Here is a 17,292-nt window from a genome sequence, read left to right as displayed (position 1 = left end):
AACGGCTCAGGCCTGCTCGGCCGCAGCTTCCTCGGCATTGGGATCGCCGGGTGCCGTCGCCCAGGCCAGTTCGACGAGTGTCACGATGCGCCGACCGGCGCCATCGAGCTGACAGACGATAAGGCCTTGCTCCTCGATATAGTTGAGCAGGCGCTGTGCGCGGCGTAGCGAATGCGAGCCGTAGGCGCGGGCGATCGCGGCATTGCTCGGGCAGGGCCAGCCTTCCTTGGCGGCGCGGGCGATCATCATGAAAACGCCCTGCATATCCTCCGGCAGAATCGAGGCGCGGACCGAGACGTCTTGCCAGCCGTCATCGTTGGTCATGTCGGAGCCGAGCCCGGCGCGGGCGCGTGTCAGCATGCGGCGGAAGTCGTCGAGGTCCGGCACGGCGGCACCGAGCCCCTCGATGCGGCAGCGGACCACGAATTCCTGATAGAGCACGCCGACCACCCGGAAGCCTGCATCGGGCTCCGCCATCAGGGCCTGCAACACGCGGTCGACGCGCATGCGCCGCTCCGCCAGTTCTTCGGCGCTGATCGGCGTCTCCGCCACGTCCGGCCGAATTTCCAGCGCTGCGGACTTCGCCGCCATGAGCTGGCCAAGCAGATCCGGCGATGACGGTGCGCGGCGCTGCGGCCGGACCGGCTCCGGCGGGGGCGCTGCGAGAATCGTGGCGCGGACGTCGTCGAGTGTCGCTTCCGGCAGCGGCATCAGGCGTGGGGTCGCATTGCGCGGACTTGTTTCGGTGACGCCGATGCGCAGGCCCAGCGGACGACGGGAGAGGGCGGGACCCAACGCCATGAACTGGCCGCGCTCGAGGTCGCGGAAGGATTCGGCCTGCCGTCGCTCCATGCCGAGAAGATCGGCGGCGCGTGCCATATCGATATCGAGGAAGGTGCGACCCATCAGGAAATTCGACGCTTCGGCCGCGACGTTCTTGGCGAGCTTCGCCAGTCGCTGTGTCGCGATGACGCCGGCAAGGCCGCGTTTGCGGCCGCGGCACATCAGGTTGGTCATGGCGCCGAGCGATAGCTTGCGGGCTTCGTCGGACACCTCGCCGGCAACGGCCGGGGCGAACAGCTGTGCCTCGTCCACCACCACGAGCATCGGATACCAATGGTCGCGAGGCGCGTCGAACAGCCCGCCCAGAAAGGCGGCGGCGCGGCGCATTTGATTCTCGGCATCCAGCCCTTCGAGATTGAGCACTGTGGAGACGCGGTGCATGCGCGCGCGCTCGCCGGCCACCTGCAACCCGCGTTCGGTATGCGCCTCGGCATCGATCACCAGATGACCGAATCGCTCCGCCAGCGAGACGAAATCGCCTTCAGGGTCGATGATGGTTTGTTGCACCCATGGGGCGCTCTGTTCGAGCAGCCGGCGCAGCAGATGCGATTTTCCGGAACCCGAATTGCCCTGTACGAGCAGACGCGTCGCCAGCAGTTCCTCAAGGTCCAGAGCCGCCGGGGCGCCTGACGTCGTATGCCCCATCTCGATCGCAACGGTCATGTCTCGACTCAGGTCTCCTTGTAGAGAGGGCTTACCAACCCGGCCACAGCGCGTCGAGCGGCGCACGGCTATCATCCCGTGTTCCGCGCAACTCTCACCAAGTAAATCGCGACAGCGAATCGGCGATGTTCTGCACACGGCGGTGTCCGGTTTTGCCAATGGCAATCTCAGGCGGTTTCCTTGCATGATCGCGTTGTGTTCGACCCGCGGTGATAGAGCGTCAGCAAACAGAAAATCCCGCGTGACGTAACTGTGACGTCAGCAAGGCAGGGACATCGCTGGAATCTTCGGGCGCCGCAGTCACCAAACATTTGATTTGGAATTCTTCCAGTTTCAGGGGAGGGTTGCTGCAACGGCGATATGCGCCACGACCCGGGGAAATGCGATGGCAAGCCTCACGATCAATGGACGAACCTACGAGATCGATGCAGAACCGGACACGCCGTTGCTATGGGCGATCCGCGAAAATGCCGGGCTGACAGGGACAAAATACGGATGTGGCGTCGCCCAATGCGGCGCCTGCACCGTTCATGTCGATGGCCAGCAGGTCCGCTCCTGCAGCATGGCGCTCAGTGAGGCGATCGGAAAGCAGATCACGACGATCGAGGGCCTTGCGTCCGAGGGGGCCGTGCACAAGGTGCAGCAGGCCTGGATCGATCATGATGTGCCGCAATGTGGTTACTGCCAGAGCGGCATGATCATGGCAGTTGCAGCGCTGCTGGAGACAGTGCCGCAGCCGACCGATGAGGATATCGACCTCGCCATCACCAATATCTGCCGTTGCGGCACGTTCCAGCAGGTCCGTGAAGCGATTCACGCCGCTGCAAGCGCTTGAGGAAGATGGTCATGGGTCATGCTCCGCAACTCAATCGCCGTTCGTTTGTCCTGGGAACTGCTGCTATCGGCAGTGGCCTCGCGCTCGGTATTCCCTTTGGCGGGCCGACCGCAGTCTATGCGGCCGATGGTACGCCTGAGGTCAATGCCTGGGTGGTGATCCGGCCGGATGAGACCGTTGTCGTGCGTATCGCGCGGTCCGAGATGGGGCAGGGAACGCTCACGGGTCTGGCGCAATTGGTCGCAGAAGAACTTGAATGCGACTGGTCCAAGGTGACGACGGAATATCCTACGCCCGGGCAAAGTGTCGCACGCAAGCGCGTCTGGGGGGACTTTTCCACCGGCGGCAGCCGCGGCGTTCGCACTTCGCATGATTACGTCCGCAAAGGCGGCGCGGCTGCGCGCCTGATGCTGATCCAGGCGGCAGCCGATGAGTGGGCCGCGCCCGTGTCGGAATGTGCCACCAGCAAGGGCGTCATCACCCATGTCCCGTCGGGGCGCACCATCACTTACGGCAAGGTCGCGGAAGCGGCTGCTAAGCTGCAGCCGCCGACCGACGTCAAGCTGAAGGATCCCAAGGACTGGACCATCGCCGGCAAACCGCTGAAGCGGCTCGATACGGTCGAGAAAACCAACGGCAAGATGGTCTACGGCGCCGATATCAAGCTGCCGGGAATGCTCAATGCCGCGATCAAGGATTGCCCGGTGTTCGGCGGCACGCTGAAGAGTTTCGACGACAGCAAGATCCTGGGCATGAAAGGCGTCAAGAAGGTCGTGCGCGTCGGCGACAGCGCCGTCGCTGTGGTCGCCGATACGTGGTGGCACGCCAAGTCGGCGCTGGAAGCGATGCCGGTCGTCTGGGACGACGGCAAGAACGCCAGCGTGTCCAGCGAGTCCATCGCCAAGTGGCTGCAGGAAGGCCTGGACGCTGCGCAGCCCGCTTTTGTCGGCAACAAGGCTGGCGATGTCAAAGCAGCGTTTGCGGGTGCTGCGAAGACGGTGGAAGCGGTCTACGCCTATCCCTATCAGAACCACGCCACCATGGAGCCGATGAACGCGACGGTGCTCTATACGCCAGAGAAGTGCGAGGTCTGGACCGGGACGCAGAATGGCGAAGCCGTGTTTGCGGCCGCTGTCGAAGCGTCAGGTCTGCCGAGCGACAAATGCGAGGTCTACAAGATCATGCCGGGCGGCGGCTTCGGTCGGCGCGGCATGACCGATTACGTCCGTCAGGCGGTGGCCATCGCCAAGCAGATGCCCGGCACGCCGATCAAGCTGATGTGGTCGCGCGAAGAAGACATGCTGCACGGCCGTTATCACCCCATTACGCAGAGCAAGCTGGTCGGCGCCTTCGATGCCGATAACAATCTGATCGGTTTGCACATGCGGATCTCAGGCCAGTCGATCCTGGCCAGTGTGCGTCCCGAGGGAATGCAGAACGGGATGGATCCCGTCACTTTCCAGGGTCTGAATGCCAGCGGTGAGGCAGCGATCGGCTACACTGTTCCGAATTTGCTGATCGACCATTCCATGCGCAATCCGCATGTGCCGCCGGGCTTCTGGCGCGGCGTCAACGTCAACCAGAATGCGATCTATCTCGAAAGCTTCATGGACGAACTCGCGCATTCGGTCGGTCAGGACCCGCTCGAATTCCGTCGCAAGCTGATGACCAAGCATCCGAAGCATCTCGCGGTGCTCAATGCGGTTGCGGAGAGGATCGGCTGGACGACGCCGGCGCCGCAAGGCGTGTTCCGCGGCATCTGCCAGCACATGGGCTTCGGCAGCTATGTTGCGGCTGCTACGGAGATTTCGGTGACGGGCAGCAACAAGATCAAGATCCATCGCATCGTTGCCGCCACGGATCCCGGTTACGCGGTGAATCCTTGGCAGATCGATCGACAGATCGCCGGCTCGTTCGTCTATGGCCTCTCGGCACTGTTCTATGGCGAATGCACAGTGAAGGGTGGTCGCATCGAGCAGGAAAACTTCGACACCTATCAGTCGATGACCATGAAGGAGATGCCGAAGGTCGAGTCGATCCTGATGCCATCGGGCGGCTTCTGGGGCGGCGTCGGCGAACCGACGATCTGCGTGGCGGCGCCGGCCGTGTTGAATGCCTATTTTGCCGCGACCGGCAAGCGCATCCGTTCCGTGCCGCTGAAGAATCACGACATCATCTTTGCGTAACCGACGCGTCGCCATGCTTGCTGCCCATCACTGGATTTCGCTCATGAAGACGTTGTGTACCTCACTTGCGATCGGGCTGATCGTCGCCTCGGCGGCGCCGGTCCGGGCGGCATCGCCGCCGCCGCCTGGCGCGGCGTCGTGCTCCGGCTGCCATGCGGCGACATCGCAGGCCATCCCGAACATCTATGGGCGCGATGCCGATGCGACGCGCTCCACATTGCTGGCCTTTCGCAATGGATCGATGCCGGCCACGGTGATGACGCGGATCGCCAAGGGCTTCTCCGAAGACGAAATCGGGTCGATTGCGGCCTGGCTGGCAACGCAGAAATAGCATGACCCACAAAAATCATACCTCACGACGGGAGTTTCTTCGCGCTGCCGCTGCCGCGACGGCGTCCCTTGCGCTGGCATCGCCAAGCCTGGCGCAATCGCCCGCGCGCGTCGTCGTGATCGGCGGCGGCTTCGGCGGCGCCAGTTGCGCGCGCGCGCTGCGGCAGCTCGATCCGTCGCTGGATGTCACGCTGGTGACGGCCGATCGCCAATATGTCGCGTGCCCGTTCAGCAACGAGGTCATTGCCGGTGACCGCGCCATCGAGGCCCAGCAATTCACCTACGAGAAAACCGCTACCGCCGGCATCAAAGTCGTCGTGCAAATGGCGCAGACGATCGACCCGCAGGCGCGCACGATCGGTCTCGCCGATGGATCGACGTTGCGCTACGACCGGCTGGTTCTGTCGCCCGGAATCGATCTGCGCTTCGATGCGCTGCCGGGCTATGACGAGGCTGCAGCGTCGCGCATGCCGCATGCCTGGAAGGCCGGTGAGCAGACGCTGCTGCTGCGACGCCAGTTGGAAGCGATGGACGATGGCGGCGTGGTTGCGATCGTCGTTCCCGCCAACCCCTTTAGGTGTCCTCCGGGCCCCTATGAGCGCGCGAGCCTGATCGCGCATTACCTGAAGACCCGAAAGCCGCGGTCGAAGCTGATCATTCTCGACTCGAAAGACGCGTTCTCGAAACAGCGGCTGTTTCAGGCCGCGTGGCAGGAGCTATATCCGGGATTGCTCGAATGGGTCGCGCTATCGCAGGGCGGCAAGGTCACGTCGGTCGATCCGGCGACCAATACGCTGGTGACCGATTTCGCGACACATCACGTTCAGGTGGCCAATGTCATTCCACCGCAGCGCGCCGGACGCATCGCGGAGATTGCCGGCGTCACCGATAAATCCGGCTGGTGTCCGATCAATCCCGTCAGCCTCGAGTCCACACAGGTGCCGAACATCCATGTGATCGGCGATGCCTGCATTGCCGGGGCCATGCCCAAATCCGCATTCTCGGCGAATGCGCAGGCGAAGACCTGTGCCGGCGCGATCGTGGCGTTGCTGGCGGGGGCGACGCCGACGTCGCCGAAGCTGATCAACACTTGCTACAGTCTGGTCGCGCCCGACTACGGCATTTCCATCGCGGGCGTCTACCAGCCCCGCAATGGCCTGTTTGCGGATATCGAAGGCGCGGGCGGTACGAGTCCGCTGGATGCGCCGCGTGATGTCCGGGCCCGCGAAGCGATCTATGCACGGTCCTGGTTCGAGACGATCGGAGCAGAGGTCTTTGGTTAGTCGTCGCCGCGCATCGACGCTGTTGTCGGCGAGCGTGGCGACGCTGCTGCTGACTGCTCCGGTCCGTGCGAGTGAACTTGTCCCTTATGCGGTGATTGGCGATGCGATTCCGCTGCCCCTGGCGGGCGCGGTCGGCGACGCGTCGGCGGGCAGGGCGATCGTCGTCAACCGCACATATACGTGTCTGCTCTGCCACAGCGGGCCATTTACCGAACAGAGATTCCAGGGCGATCTTGCGCCAAGCCTTGCCGGCACCGGCAGCCGCTGGTCGGAAGGCCAGTTGCGGCTGCGGCTGGTGGATGCCTCACGCCTCAATGCCGCGACCATCATGCCGTCCTATTATCGTGCAGATGGGTTACAGCGTGTCGGGGATGCATGGCTTGGCAAGCCGATCCTGTCGGCGCAACAAATCGAGGACGTCGTCGCTTACCTGACAACGCTGCAGAACCCATCATGACGAAAGCAATCCATGGCTGAGCTCGATCGATCGACACGCCGCCAGTTTCTGGCGACGGCCGGTGGCGCTGCGCTCGGCGCGGTGTCGCTCGTGCATATCGGCCCGGCCCATGCGACGCCGGACACCATGAAGGCAGCCATCCGCGATATCGTCAACGGCGCCGCGGTGCGCCCCGGCAAAGTGAAGCTCGACGTCCCGCCGCTCGTCGAGAACGGCAACACGGTGCCGCTCACCGTCACGGTAACGAGCCCGATGAGCGATGCGGATCACGTGGTCAGTATCCACATTTTCAACGAGAAGAACCCGCAGCCCAATGTCGGCAACTTCTATATCTCGCCGCGCGCAGGCCGCGCGCAGATAGCGATGCGCATCCGGCTTGCCGATACGCAGACGCTCACGGCCATCGCGAAACTCTCCGATGGTTCGTTCTGGTCGGCGACCGCCGATGTCGTCGTCACGCTCGCGGCATGTACCGAGGAGGCAACCTGATGGCATCCGCGCTGATCAACGTTCCCGCCACGGCCAGGCGTGGCGATATCATCGAGATCAAGACGCTGATGTCCCACATCATGGAGACGGGCTTTCGCCATACCGTGACCGGTGAGGTTATCCCGCGCAACATCATCACCAATTTCACCTGCCGCTATAATGGCGATGAAGTGTTCCGGGCCGATCTGTTTCCCGCGTTCTCGGCCAATCCCTTCATCTCCTTCTTTACGATCGCCACGGAGAGCGGAAAATTCGAATTCCAGTGGATCGGCGACAACGGATTTCAGGAAACCGCGTCGGCCAGCATCACGGTCACATGAGGCGACTGCGCAATATCAGCCTGTCGTTGCTGGCAGCCGTCGCTTTCACGTCGCTCATCGAGGCGGCGGAGATCGCGCCGGGCGAGCGACGCTCCGGTGCCAGTTTCATGTCCGTCGAAACCCAGGCCATGCAGAACGACGCCACGGCCAATCCCGGCATGCTGTGGGTGCTGGATGGCGAGGCGCTATGGACCCGAAAGCCCGCCGCCGGCCGTGCTTGCGCGGATTGCCACGGTGATGCCAGCAGCATGCGCGGCGTCGCTGTGCGGTACCCGGCATTCGACGACAAGCTCAATCGCCCGGTCGATCTCGAACAGCGCGTCAATCTCTGCCGCGTCGATCATCAGCAATTGCCGCCGCTCGCCGATGAAAGCCGCGATCTGCTGGCGCTGACCGCATTGATCGGCCGGCAGTCACAGGGGATGCCGATCGAGACGGGCGCCGATTCACGTCTGCAGGCATTCATCGACAAAGGCCGCGACGCCTTCATGCGCCGGCAGGGGCAATTGAATCTGGCGTGCACGAACTGTCACGACGACAACTGGGACAAACGTCTCGCCGGCTCCGCGATCACGCAGGCCCATCCGACGGGCTATCCTGTCTATCGGCTGGAGTGGCAGGGGCTTGGCTCTCTGAAGCGGCGGCTGCGCAACTGCATGATCGGCGTGCGCACTCAACCCTACAGTGCCGACGCACCTGAGATGGTTGAGCTTGAACTCTACCTGATGTCGCGTGCGCGGGGCATGGCAAGCGAAACTCCCGCTGTCAGGCCGTGACGTATCGAATGTCTGTAAGGGTGCCCGCGGGCTCCAGTTCAGGTTGTTTCCTTCGGTATCTCGAACACCAAGCACGTCGTGGTGGCATGGGCGATGAGCCGCCCCTTGGAGTCCGTGATGCGCGCTTCCGCCGTCGCCGCGCGGCGGCCGACATTCAGCGTGCGGCCTTCGGTGCGCACAGTGCCGCTATCCTTGCTCATGCCGCGGATGAAGCTGATCTTGAATTCCAGCGTGGTGTAGCCGGTGCCAACGGGCAGCATCGAGTGCACAGCCAGTCCCATCGCCGAATCCAGCAGGATCGCGGCGTAACCGCCGTGCACCGAGCCGATCGGATTGTAGTGCCGGAAGCCGGGGACGCTGTGAAACACGACAACGCCAGGTTCTGCGGTCGAGTCGAACGGCTCGACATTCTCCATGATCGGCGGCTGCGGCAGCTCACCGGCGAACATCTTTCGCACGAAATCGATCCCGGGCATCGACGCCATCAGGCTGGTGGGAACGACGTCGTAGCGGGGCGTAGGTGCGTCGGTCATGGCGCTTCCTTTATTTTTGATGACGATCATCATACAAAGCTGCAGGTGCGGATGCTAGCGCTTGCCGCAAGCCCTTCCACGTCATGCCCGGGCTTGACCCGGGCATCCACGCCTTCGCAGCCCTAAAACGTAGATGGCCGGGACAAGCCCGGCCATGACGTCTGAATTCTATCGATAAAGAAAGCTACGACGCCTTCTTCGCCCGCATCAGATCCGCGAACCGCTTGAACAAGTAGTGCGAGTCGCGCGGACCGGGGGAGGCCTCCGGGTGGTACTGAACCGAGAACACCGGCTTGCCGTCGAGCTGAATGCCACAATTGGATCCATCGAACAGCGAGATATGGGTCTGCGTCGCGCCCTTCGGCAATGTCGCTTCATCCACCGCGAAGCCGTGGTTCATCGAGGTGATTTCCACCTTGCCGGTGGTCTCGTCCTTGACCGGATGATTGGCGCCGTGATGGCCCTGATGCATCTTCTTGGTCTTGGCGCCCACCGCTAGGCCGAGCATCTGGTGACCGAGGCAGATGCCAAATGTGGGCACGCCGGAATCGATCACCTGCTTGATGACAGGCACGGCATATTTGCCGGTCTCGGCGGGATCGCCTGGGCCATTCGACAGGAACACACCGTCCGGCTTCAGCGCCATGATCTCTTCGGCCGAAGTCGTGGCTGGAACGACTGTGACCTTGCAGCCTTCGCCGGCCAGCAGGCGCAGAATGTTGCGCTTGATGCCGTAATCGATAGCGACGACGTTGAATTCAGGGTTGGTCTGGCGACCGAAACCCTTTTCCCATTCCCAGGGAGTCTCGTCCCACGTGAAGCGCTGGGCCGACGTCACCATCGGCACCAGGTCCATGCCTTCGAGACCCGGCCATTCGCGCGCTTCTTCCTTCAGGCCATGCAGGTCGAATTGGCCGTCCTTCGCATGCACAAGCACCGCATTGGGCATGCCCTTGTTGCGGATCAGCGCGGTCAGGGCGCGGGTGTCGATGCCGGAAATGCCGATGATGCCGCGCGCCTTCAGCCAGGCGTCGAGATGCCGGGAAGAGCGGTAATTCGACGGGTCGGTGATCGCCGAGCGCAGGATCACGCCGCGGGCGCCTGGCGTCGCCGCCATGTTCACCGTCTCGATATCCTCGTCGTTGGTGCCGACATTGCCGATATGCGGGAAGGTGAAGGTGATCAGCTGCCCGGCATAGGATGGATCGGTGAGGATTTCCTCATAACCGGTCATCGCCGTGTTGAAGCAGACTTCGCCCACGGCCTGGCCTTCCGCGCCGAGGCCGAAGCCCTCCAGCACGGTGCCATCGGCGAGCACGAGGAGCGCGGTCGGTTTGTGGTCCGGCCAGGCTGAAGATGTTTCTGAGGGGGTCATGAGGGGACTACATAGTCCGCGCATCCGCCGCCGTCAAAGCCGGAAAGGCCGGATTCACACGTCAACCATGGCCTGGCAGGGTTAGCAATCGGCGCTTTGCCCGATCAACGGGCCCGGACAGAGCTTCATTAAGGAATAACATCTTATCTGGCAGAATTGTGGTGTTCCGGTTGTCCGGCGAAACCTGCACGCCGATAGCGCGTAATTTGCAGAATGAGATGTAAAATCAACTAATTATAATTACGGATGCTTGCCGGAACTCACTTTCGCCGGTAGCAAGCTACGACTTCCCGTATTTCCGGATATTTCAGTGCAGTTGGACCATTTCGCCAAGATGGCCGCGCGCTCGGCCATCGCGCCAGCGCGATGGCGCAGGCCTTTTCTGACCTTCCTCGATGGGATCGAGGCGGGCTGGACGATTCCTGTGCTGATCGTCGGCTTCGCGGGAATCTGGCTGCTGTTTCTGGTGATCGCCTATCAGAGCGGCGATCTACATGCGGACGCGCTGGAAACTTGGACGCTTGGCCGCGAATTCGCTTGGGGGAATCCCAAACATCCGCCCTTGATGGGCTGGGTCGCGCGGCTGTGGACGCTGGTTTTCCCGCTGACCGACTGGTCGTTCCAGTTGCTGTCGATGACCAATGCCGCGGTGGCGCTCTGGGCTGTCGATCTGATTGCACGCCGCTTCGTGCGCGGCGATTCGCGAGCCGTCGTGCTGCTGCTGCTGATGCTGCTTCCGGCCTACCAGTTCCATGCCCAGCGCTTCAACGCGAACACGGTGCTGCTCGCGGTCTGGCCGCTGGCGACCTATTGCTTCCTGCGCTCCTTTGAAACGCGCGCTATCGGCTGGGCTGCCGCCGCCGGCGTCCTGTCCGCGCTGGCGATGCTCGGCAAATATTATTCGATCTTCCTGATCGCCAGCTTCGCGCTGGCAGCGATCGTGCATCCGCAGCGGGCGGTCTATTTCAGGTCCTGGGCACCGTGGGTCTCGACACTTGCCGGGCTCATTGCCCTTGGGCCGCACATCCATTGGCTCGTGACGACCGGTGCTGCGCCGTTCGCCTATGCCATACAGGTTCACGGCGGCATCGACTTTGGTCAGTCACTCATCGAAGCCAGCATGTTTTTGCTCGGTCTCGCGGCGACGCTGGCGCTCCCGGCCATTGTCTGGGTTTTATCGGCCGAGCTGCGCCTGAAGTACTTTTCGGCCGATTTCCGTGCCATGGGTCCGGGGTTGTTGCTGCTGTTCTGGGTGTTCATCGGCACGGTGCTGCTGCCCGTTATGACTACCGTCACGCTTGGCACCGACATGCCTTCGCTATGGGCGCTCCAGGGTTTGTTCCTGCCTGCCGTTTTGATCGTTTGCGGCGCCCGCTTCACGCTCGAACGCCTGTATGTGGTCAATATGGTGGTGTTCGTCGCCGGCATCGCCATCATCGCAACCATTGTGGCTGCTCCGATCCATGCGATTTACCGCAATAGCATCAATCCTAACGAGCGGACTTACTATCGGCTGGCCGCTCAAGAGCTGACGGACCGGTGGCACCAGATGACAGGCCGGCCGATGCCGCGGATCAGTGGCGACGACGGGCTGGCATTCGCGACGGCCTTTTACAGCCCTGACCATCCCGTCTACAGCCGCCCGTTCCAGTTCCAGTACACTTGGGGCATGCCGCGCGCGACGACGCTGCAGAAGGGGTGGGCTTCGATGTGCTTTGCGACAGATAGCGATTGCCTGATGTGGATGGGCAAGGTCGCGATGCTCGAGCCGCGGCACGTCAGGTTTGATTTCGAGGTTCAGCCCCGGCTATGGGGCCAGGCCGGTATTCCGGCCACCATATCGGCGTTGATGGTTCTGCCCTACGTCGCTGGGGCCAATGCGCCCGGGCCGCTGTCCGCAGGCGTGGAGGATTTCAGCTCCAGCCATCGGCAATAGGTTTGGGCAGTAGGTTCGGGCAACAGCTCTGGGCGGCGTCCCCGAGAATTGGCGGGTGCAGTTGTGCATACCCCTTAAAACGCTTAGATCGGGGCCAACCGAGTTCCGGCGCTGCGATTGGCGGCCGCAAGAGGAGACGCAGATGCTGCGCGATGACATCAACAACGCCGTCAAGGACGCCATGCGGGCCAAGGACGAGCGCAAGCTTTCGACGCTGCGCATGGTCAATTCGACCATCAAGAATGCCGATATCGAAGCGCGCGGCCAGAGCAAGCCACCGCTGTCCGACGGCGATCTGCTGAGCTTGCTGCAGAAGATGATCAAGCAGCGCCAGGAATCCGTGGAGCTCTATGACAAGGGCGGCCGCGCGGAGCTCGCGACCCAGGAGCGCGAGGAAATCGCGATCATCTCCGCCTATCTGCCGCAGCAGATGTCGGAGGACGAGACCAAGTCCGCCATCGCAGCCGAGATCGCAGCGACGGGTGCGGCCGGCATGAAAGACATGGGCAAGGTGATAGCCGCGCTGAAAGCGAAATATGCCGGCCAGATGGACTTCGGCAAGGCCAGCGGTCTGGTCAAGGCCGCACTGAACGGCTGAGGCTCTCTTTAACCTCTCCCCGCCCTTTGCGGGGAGAGGTCGCGCGCACCTGGCGCGCGGGTGAGGGGCCAAGCACGCTGCTTCAACGCACGCAGTCTATCGGTTCGGATCAATCCGAGGTCTTGCGCAATTCCTCATCGATGAGCGACAGCACGCCTTCGATATTTGACAGCACATCGTTGTTCCAGAAGCGAAGCACGCAATAACCTTGCTCGCGCAGATATCGATCGCGCATGGCGTCCCGTTGCGACTCCAGATGCTGCCCGCCATCGACCTCGATAACGATCATCTTCTCCCGACAAACGAAGTCGCAGATATATCGCCCGATCGGCTCTTGGCGAATGAATTTGCAGCCGGCAATCTGCCTGTTGCGCAGACGATTCCACAGTTTCGTTTCGGCGTCGGTGGAGTTGGCGCGTAATTCGCGCGATCTGTTGGTGATGCGAATGTGGCCACGCATGTGCCATGCCCCTCACCCGACCGGCTTCGCCGGTCGACCTCTCCCCGCGAAGGGCGGGGAGAGGTTAGGAACGCTGTCGCTCTTGTCAGCTACGCCGCCGCCGTCGGCAGGCTATACGTCTTGAACTGATCGCGCAGCGCGGTCTTCAGGATCTTGCCAGTGGCCGTGTGCGGGATCGCATCGACGAACACCACGTCATCCGGCATCCACCACTTTGCGATCTTGCCATCCATGTATTTCAGGATGTCCTCGCGCGTGGCGGTCTGGTCCTGCTTGAGTTGGACGATCAGCAGCGGGCGCTCGTCCCACTTCGGATGATAGACGCCGATGACGGCGGCTTCCGCCACCTGCGGATGACCGACGGCAAGGTTTTCCAGATCGATCGACGAGATCCATTCGCCGCCGGACTTGATGACGTCCTTGGAGCGGTCGGTGATCCGCATATAACCATGCGCGTCGATGGTCGCGACGTCGCCGGTGTCGAAATAGCCTTCATCGTCGAGGATTTCGTCCTCGACGCGGAAATAGGCTGATGATACCGACGGGCCGCGCACCTTGAGACGGCCGAAGGTCTTGCCGTCCCAGGGCAGGTTCTTGCCGGCGTCGTCGGTGATCTTCATCTGGACGCCGAACGGCGGATAGCCCTGGGTCTGCAGGATATCCAGCCGCTCGTCGCCTTCGAGTTGGTCGAACGGCGGCTTCAACGCGGCCAGCGTGCCGATCGGGCTCATTTCCGTCATGCCCCAGGCATGACGTGCACCGATGCCCATGTCGACGAACGCCTTGATCATCGAGCGCGGCATCGCCGATCCGCCGCATACCACCATGCGCAGGTCGGGCAGTTTCAGATTGTTCTGCGACATGTAGTTGAGCAGCATCAGCCATACCGTTGGCACGCCGGCGGTATGGGTGACCTTTTCGGTGGAGAGCAATTCGTAGATCGAAGCGCCGTCCATCTTGGCGCCCGGCAGCACGAGCTTGGTGCCCATCGACGGCGCGGAGAATGCGATGCCCCAGCTATTGGCATGGAACAGCGGGACCACCGGCAGCATGGTGTCGGCGGCATTGGCGCCGAGCGAGTCACCGGTATTGGCCATCAGCGCGTGCATCACGTTGGAGCGGTGAGAATACAGCACGCCCTTCGGATCGCCTGTTGTTCCCGATGTGTAGCACATCGCCGCTGCGGTGTTCTCGTCGAACTCCTTCCATTTGAAGTTGCCGTCGACCTCAGCGATCCAGTCCTCATAGGCCACGGCGTTTTTCAGCTTGGTCTGCGGCATGTGCGCCTTGTCGGTGTAGATGATGTAGCGCTCTACTGATGGCAGCTGGTCGGCGAGTTTCTCGAGGATTGGGACGAAGGTGAGGTCGGTCATCACGATGCGATCTTGCGCATGGTTGATGATCCACGCGATCTGATCCGGGAATAGACGTGGATTGACGGTGTGGCAGATGGCGCCGATGCCCATGATGCCGTACCACGTTTCCAGGTGTCGCCACGTGTTCCACGCGATGGTGGCGACGCGGTCGCCCATCTTGATGCCCTCGCGGTCGAGACGCTGCGCGACCTTCAGGGCACGGGTACGAATTTCGGCGTAATTGGTGCGGTGGATGGGACCTTCGACTGATCTGGTCACGACCTCGCGCTCGCCGTGGACTTGGGCCGCATGATCGATGATCCGATGACACAGCAAAGGCCAGTCTTGCATCAAGCCACGCATTTGATCGTTCCTCCGTCTTGTGATTGGCGTGCCGGCTCCCCGATCGTTGCCGGGGAACTTCGACCCTGTTCTTGCTTTAGGTCTTGGCATGAAGTTTAGCGCGGGGAAAGCGGCCCGGAAATGGACTTTTGGTCTATCCAGCTGCGACCAAAGGACAATTGGGGTGGTTCTGGCGTTGCTGCTGGTTGCTGCGCCGGCGCAGGCCTATCTGACGACATCGCGTGTGCCGCTGCCAAAGCCCCGCCCGGCAGAGGCGCCGGCGATCGAGCCGGCGCAAAATCCCGGTGAGGAGCCTGCGAGATCGGAGCAACCCGCTGAGCCTGAGAAGCCTGCTGCGGAAGCGCGTCCGCCGGAGCCGCCGCCGCCTTCAGCCTGCCGCCTCGCGCTCACCGATGCCGTCGCCGTTGCGCCGAGCATTCCCGACATCAAGGGGCCAGGCGCCTGCGGTGGCCCCGACATGGTGCGGCTCGAGGCCGTAGTGCTGCCGGACAAGACGCGCGTGCCGCTGAAGCCGGCGGGAACGATGCGCTGCGCCATGGCTACGGCCGTGGCTGAATGGATCCGTACCGACATGGCGCCGCTCGCGACCAGCCTAGGTACGAAGCTTCTTGAGCTCGATAATTTCGACTCTTTCGATTGCCGTGGTCGCAACCGTGTCGTCGGGGCGAAACTGTCAGAGCATGGCCGCGCCAATGCGCTGGATGTGCGCGGGCTGAAACTCGCCAATGGCCGCTCGATCGCGCTCACCGAGCGTAACACGCCGCGCGAGCAGCGCGAGGCCGTGCTGCATTCGGTCTGTACGCGGTTCACCACCGTGCTGGGGCCGGGCTCCGACGGCTACCACGAGGATCATATCCATCTCGATATCGCCGAGCGCCGCGGCAACTACCGCATCTGCCAATGGGACGTCTGGGACGAGTGGCCGCGCATCGCGCCGCTGATGCCGGCCGTGCGTCCGGACGAAGCACCGCCGCGCGAAGTGGCCGAGGGCAAGCCGGGCGAGGCGAAGCCTGTAGAGCCTGCTGCTGCTCAGCCAGCTGCGGAGCCCGAGCCGGAAGCTGCTGAAGCCGAGCCCGCGCCGGAGCAGCCCAAGCCGAAACCGAAGCCCAAGCCGCGCAAGCGCCGCGCGCCGCCACCTTCGCCGTTCAGCTTTTTGCGGTGAGGGGACAGGAAGTCCACTTGTGAGGCTGAGTAATCTATCGATTGTCATCCCCGCGAAGGCGGGGATCCATAACCGCTATCGGGTGTAGTGGGGGCGGTCACGGTGCCGCATCTGCTGTGCTTCGTCAGTTCTCGGGAGTTTATGGATCCCCGCCTTCGGGGATGACACCGGTGTTTGGGGGTAATCGCCGGGCAACCCGATATCCACCCAACAAAAAAACGCCGGAAAAACCGGCGCTTTTTCTAATCGGATAAAACCCTGTCGGCTCAGTACGGCGTTCCGCCGCCGCCCTGCAGGGCGAGCTTCGAGTTATACGGCGAGTCGCCGGCCTTCGGCTCGAGCACGACGACCACAGCGCCAGGCTTGACGCGGCTATAGAGGTCGATGACATCTTCGTTCGTCATGCGGATGCAGCCCGACGAGATCGAGGCGCCGATATATTCCGGCTGATTGGTGCCGTGAATGCGGAACAGCGTGTCCTTGTTGCCCTGATAGAGATAGAGGGCGCGGGCACCGAGCGGATTATCGACGCCGCCGGGCACCTGGGCCGGCAGGCCTTCGATGCGGGCGTGAATGTCCTTGGTCGGGGTCCACTTCGGCCATTCGGCCATGTTGCCGACGCGCGCGACGCCCGAGAAGGCCAGCGCTTCTTCGCCGACGGTCACGCCGTAGCGGATCGCCTTGCCGCCGTCCTGGACGAAATAGAGATAGTGGTTGTCGGAATCGACCACGATCGAGCCCGGCGCTTCCTTGCGGTGGAAGTCGACGATGGCGCGGCGGAACGGCTCGGCGACGGCAACCTTGGCGTAACGTGCCTTGGCGAGCTGTGCCTTGTCATTCGGCTTGAGGCTGGCTTCCGGAGCGGCCTGGAATTGCGTGGCGGTCTGCATGCAGCCCGACAGCATCAGGCCGGCGGCGACAATCAAACCAAGCTTAATCTTGAGCGGCGACATGTCATTGTTCCAATTGCGTGAGGTCCGAAGAAACAGGCTGGTGCAAGGAAACGCACCCAAAATAGCCTGCGAACGCCACGATTCCGTTAAAGCTACTATCGCTGAAATCCGCTGCAATTCCAGCGGTTAGATGCGCTGCGCATCATGCAGCGCACAACCTGTGTCATATTTGCCGCAGAATTTTCGACCCTCCGGCCAAATCCTGTGCAGAACCGCAACGCCTCGCGAAGCCGTGATGCGCGCGTGACAATTTTGTCAAATCGAGACCATGGAGCGCGTGATCTTACGGGAAAAATTCCCCGGGTTGGCGCGCCGCACAAAGGCTGTCATGACGGCTGCATCCGCGTCGGTCATGGTCGGTCGCCCCTGCCGATT

At 62.6% G+C, this 17,292-nt stretch carries 17 protein-coding genes; 11 read left to right on the top strand and 6 right to left on the bottom strand.

The window, feature by feature from the left end:
* Positions 1-6 precede the first annotated feature (6 nt).
* Positions 7-1,506 carry an ATP-binding protein gene (locus AB7828_RS13995; RefSeq protein ID WP_315843361.1) on the bottom strand — a complete coding sequence of 500 codons (1,500 nt, stop codon included), beginning with the start codon at positions 1,504-1,506 and terminating at the stop codon, positions 7-9.
* Between the two features lie 385 nt (positions 1,507-1,891).
* Between AB7828_RS13995 and AB7828_RS13990 the strand changes: the two genes are divergently transcribed.
* The 8 genes from AB7828_RS13990 to soxA are packed head-to-tail and all read left to right on the top strand — an operon-like array spanning position 1,892 to position 8,182.
* A complete protein-coding gene (locus AB7828_RS13990; protein ID WP_093756882.1) occupies positions 1,892-2,341 on the top strand; it encodes a (2Fe-2S)-binding protein in 450 nt (149 codons plus the stop codon).
* A gap of 11 nt (positions 2,342-2,352) precedes the next feature.
* Positions 2,353-4,527 carry a molybdopterin cofactor-binding domain-containing protein gene (locus AB7828_RS13985; RefSeq protein ID WP_441230454.1) on the top strand — a complete coding sequence of 725 codons (2,175 nt, stop codon included), beginning with the start codon at positions 2,353-2,355 and terminating at the stop codon, positions 4,525-4,527.
* 43 nt (positions 4,528-4,570) lie between these two features.
* Entirely contained in the window at positions 4,571-4,858 is a 288-nt protein-coding gene (locus AB7828_RS13980) for a c-type cytochrome (RefSeq protein ID WP_441230453.1), read from the top strand.
* 1 nt (position 4,859) lies between these two features.
* Complete coding sequence (locus AB7828_RS13975) at positions 4,860-6,140, top strand: FCSD flavin-binding domain-containing protein (protein ID WP_441230452.1); 1,281 nt, start codon at positions 4,860-4,862, stop codon at positions 6,138-6,140.
* Positions 6,133-6,597 (top strand): sulfur oxidation c-type cytochrome SoxX, encoded by a 465-nt coding sequence (soxX, locus tag AB7828_RS13970; RefSeq protein WP_374725722.1) that lies wholly within the window; start codon positions 6,133-6,135, stop codon positions 6,595-6,597. The genes AB7828_RS13975 and soxX overlap by 8 nt, the downstream gene beginning before the upstream one ends.
* 12 nt (positions 6,598-6,609) lie before the next feature.
* Complete coding sequence (locus tag AB7828_RS13965) at positions 6,610-7,086, top strand: SoxY-related AACIE arm protein (RefSeq protein ID WP_441230451.1); 477 nt, start codon at positions 6,610-6,612, stop codon at positions 7,084-7,086.
* Entirely contained in the window at positions 7,086-7,406 is a 321-nt protein-coding gene (gene soxZ / locus AB7828_RS13960; protein ID WP_441230450.1) for a thiosulfate oxidation carrier complex protein SoxZ, read from the top strand. The genes AB7828_RS13965 and soxZ overlap by 1 nt, the downstream gene beginning before the upstream one ends.
* Positions 7,403-8,182, top strand: coding sequence for a sulfur oxidation c-type cytochrome SoxA (gene soxA, locus AB7828_RS13955; protein WP_441230449.1), 780 nt, complete (start codon positions 7,403-7,405; stop codon positions 8,180-8,182). The genes soxZ and soxA overlap by 4 nt, the downstream gene beginning before the upstream one ends.
* Positions 8,183-8,220: 38 nt before the next feature.
* Here soxA and AB7828_RS13950 read toward each other — a convergent pair whose 3' ends face one another.
* Positions 8,221-8,715: a PaaI family thioesterase gene (locus AB7828_RS13950; protein WP_309948506.1), complete on the bottom strand. Its 495-nt coding sequence runs from the start codon at positions 8,713-8,715 to the stop codon at positions 8,221-8,223.
* Between the two features lie 184 nt (positions 8,716-8,899).
* Positions 8,900-10,090, bottom strand: coding sequence for a glutamine-hydrolyzing carbamoyl-phosphate synthase small subunit (carA, locus tag AB7828_RS13945; protein ID WP_175366242.1), 1,191 nt, complete (start codon positions 10,088-10,090; stop codon positions 8,900-8,902).
* 310 nt (positions 10,091-10,400) lie between these two features.
* Here carA and AB7828_RS13940 point away from each other — a divergent pair, with 310 nt between their 5' ends.
* Both AB7828_RS13940 and AB7828_RS13935 read left to right on the top strand, forming a co-directional pair.
* The gene (locus AB7828_RS13940) at positions 10,401-12,026 is read left to right on the top strand and encodes a glycosyltransferase family 39 protein (RefSeq protein ID WP_441230448.1); all 1,626 of its coding nucleotides are present in this window, start codon (positions 10,401-10,403) and stop codon (positions 12,024-12,026) included.
* Positions 12,027-12,168: 142 nt separating this feature from the next.
* A complete protein-coding gene (locus AB7828_RS13935) occupies positions 12,169-12,624 on the top strand; it encodes a GatB/YqeY domain-containing protein (protein ID WP_184511553.1) in 456 nt (151 codons plus the stop codon).
* 109 nt (positions 12,625-12,733) lie between these two features.
* On the opposite strand, the gene AB7828_RS13930 is transcribed toward AB7828_RS13935, so the two are convergent.
* Both AB7828_RS13930 and AB7828_RS13925 read right to left on the bottom strand, forming a co-directional pair.
* Positions 12,734-13,084 carry an endonuclease domain-containing protein gene (locus tag AB7828_RS13930; protein ID WP_120293285.1) on the bottom strand — a complete coding sequence of 117 codons (351 nt, stop codon included), beginning with the start codon at positions 13,082-13,084 and terminating at the stop codon, positions 12,734-12,736.
* Positions 13,085-13,173: 89 nt separating this feature from the next.
* Entirely contained in the window at positions 13,174-14,802 is a 1,629-nt protein-coding gene (locus AB7828_RS13925) for a fatty-acid--CoA ligase (protein WP_441230447.1), read from the bottom strand.
* A 163-nt stretch (positions 14,803-14,965) separates the two neighbouring features.
* On the opposite strand from AB7828_RS13925, the gene AB7828_RS13920 reads away from it, so the two are divergent.
* Entirely contained in the window at positions 14,966-15,964 is a 999-nt protein-coding gene (locus AB7828_RS13920) for an extensin family protein (protein WP_441230446.1), read from the top strand.
* Positions 15,965-16,230: 266 nt separating this feature from the next.
* Here AB7828_RS13920 and AB7828_RS13915 read toward each other — a convergent pair whose 3' ends face one another.
* Positions 16,231-16,917 (bottom strand): L,D-transpeptidase, encoded by a 687-nt coding sequence (locus AB7828_RS13915; RefSeq protein WP_068734945.1) that lies wholly within the window; start codon positions 16,915-16,917, stop codon positions 16,231-16,233.
* Positions 16,918-17,292 lie beyond the last annotated feature (375 nt).

Origin of the sequence: Tardiphaga sp. 215_C5_N2_1 (genome assembly GCF_052076055.1) — a bacterium.
GTDB lineage: Bacteria > Pseudomonadota > Alphaproteobacteria > Rhizobiales > Xanthobacteraceae > Tardiphaga > Tardiphaga robiniae.
This window is presented reverse-complemented; position numbering and strand designations above follow the sequence as displayed.